This is a genomic window from Micromonospora sp. 15K316, assembly GCF_004348525.1.
Taxonomy (GTDB): Bacteria; Actinomycetota; Actinomycetes; order Mycobacteriales; family Micromonosporaceae; genus Micromonospora.
Map to the genome: position 1 here is coordinate 1 of NZ_SMKG01000389.1, position 2,275 is coordinate 2,275.

Here is a 2,275-nt window from a genome sequence, read left to right on the forward strand (position 1 = left end):
GAGCGCGCCCGCCCCCGCCGGCTCGACCCCACCGTCGAGGACATCCTCACCATGCTGGAAGACCGTCGCTACTCCGAGGCGGAGAAGCACGCCCTGCGCGACCTTTTACGCGCGCAGCTCGCCGGCCGTCGCGCCCAGGACGAGCCCAACAGTCGCCCGGCCAAAGCGGTCTAGCCGGGGCAAAGGGACGCGGATGGGGCACCGTCAGCGAGCACTCGCCTATGCGTTTCCCGCACCCACAACACCCCAGCCCACACGCTCACGCTTAACCGCTCGCGGCCCTTCACCTTGTAAGCGAGATGTCGCCGGTTCGATCCCGGCCGGGGGCTCCAACCACGCCAGGCGAATCCCCCGGGGGATGTCGCCTCCGGTGAGTCGGCTCGACCGCACCGCCGGCCCGGTGCGCACCGCCGGCACCGCGACCGTATCCCGCTCGCAGGCTGGCCGGGTACGGCACGGCTGGACGCGGAGAACCGTCCGCCGACGGGAGTGCCCGGTCCACGGCGTGCCCCGTTCAGGCAGCGTTTACCCTGTGACAGCGGCCACCGCACCATGCGACCGGACTCGGTCCATGCGGTGGCTGTGCTGCGCTTACCGGCCCTCGTCCACCCCCGGACGGGCGGTCGGCGGAGCAGGCGCGGGCGAACGCGATCCCGCGTCGGGCGAGAAAGGCGGATCATGATCGCTGGATGTGACCGGGCGGTGGCCCGCTCCCTGCCCCGGTCTCGCCGATGAGCACTGTCGCCTTCCTGAACATCGCCATGCACGGGCACATCAACCCGACGCTCCCGATCGTGGCCGAACTCGTTCGTCGTGGCCACCGCGTCACCTACCACACGACGCCCGCCTACGCCGAGGAGATCGCGGCCACCGGCGCGCGGGTGCTCCGCTACTCCGGGCACGACCACCCGCTCCCCGGCACCCCGGTCGCGCTGATGGACGAGCTCTCCCGCGCCGCCGTACGGCTGCTGCCCACCGTCCTCGCCGAGCTGCGCGAGATTCGGCCCGATCTGATCGTGCACGACTCCCTCTGCCCCTGGGGGCCGGTGGCCGCCCGGGAGCTCGGCGTTCCGGCGGCGTCGTCGTTCACCACCTTCGCGTTCAACCGGCGCATGCCCAGTCCCACCCGGGGATCGTGGCAGCTGCTGGCCGCGGCGGCGGCCCGGCCGCGGCACGCCGGGGGATACCTGAGCTCGCGCTGGGAGCTGCGCCGCAGGTACGACACGAGTGCGATGCCCCTGATCGATCTGGCGAACATCCGGCAGCCGCTCAACCTGGTCTACACCTCGCGGGCGCTGCACCCCGCCGCCGACAGTTTCGACGAGTCGTACCGGTTCGTCGGACCGAGCGTCGGCGCGCGCCCGGAGAACTCGTCCTTCCCGTTGGACCGGCTGCGGGATCCGGTGCTGTACGTCTCGATGGGCACGCTCTTCGACGTCGGCCCACGGCTGCTGCGCAGCTTCGCCGACGCGCTCGCCCCGCTGGGCGGCACCGTCGTCGTCTCCACCGGGCACACGGATCCCGGCGCGCTCGGTCCGCTGCCGGAGAACGTGATCGCCCACCGCTCCGTACCGCAGCCGGAGGTGCTGGCCCGCGCCGCGCTGTTCGTCACCCACGGCGGGGTGAACAGCGTCAACGAGGCGCTGTACGCCGGCGTTCCGATGCTGGTGGTCCCGCAGGGCGCGGATCAGCCGCTGGTGGCCGCCCGCATCGTCGAGCTGGATGCCGGCCTCTCGATCCGTACCGAGGACGTCGACGCGGAGAGCGTGCGTGCCCTCGCCCGGCGCCTGCTCGACGAGCCCCGGTTCCGGGCCGCCGCGAGCACCCTGCGGGACGCCCAGCGTGCGGCGGGCGGCTACCGGCGCGCCGCCGACGAGCTCGAACGCTATGTGCGGCAGCCGGGCCGGCCCGGGTCCGCCGATCAGCCGGGGCGGGGCTGACCGGTGTCTCCTGTCGTCACCGCCCTGCTGCTCCTCGCCGGGTTCTCCGAGGCCGCCGGTCGTCTCCTGCCTCTGGTGGCACGCCTCTCCGGGGCGTCGCGTACCCGGGTGGTCGGGATGATCTTTGCCGGCGCTGTCGTCGACGGCGCGGTCTTCGCCCTCTGGCCGCTCACCGCGTGGACCCTCGCGGAGCTGCTGCTGGTGACGTCCCCGTCCGACGAGGCAGCGTTGATCTGGACACCGGGCCTCGCCGTGCCGCTGCTGCTCGCCGCCGTCCTCGCGTTCCCGCTGCTCGGGCCGTTCCTGCACCTGGTGCTGATGGTGGGGGTGGGGGC

Annotated in this window: 2 protein-coding genes; both read left to right on the plus strand. The window is 73.0% G+C overall.

The window, feature by feature from the left end:
- Positions 1-731: 731 nt before the first annotated feature.
- Positions 732-1,940: a macrolide family glycosyltransferase gene (locus E1211_RS31780; RefSeq protein ID WP_132353895.1), complete on the plus strand. Its 1,209-nt coding sequence runs from the start codon at positions 732-734 to the stop codon at positions 1,938-1,940.
- 3 nt (positions 1,941-1,943) lie between these two features.
- Positions 1,944-2,275: hypothetical protein (locus tag E1211_RS31785; RefSeq protein WP_132353897.1), on the plus strand; the 332-nt coding region annotated here is incomplete at its 3' end.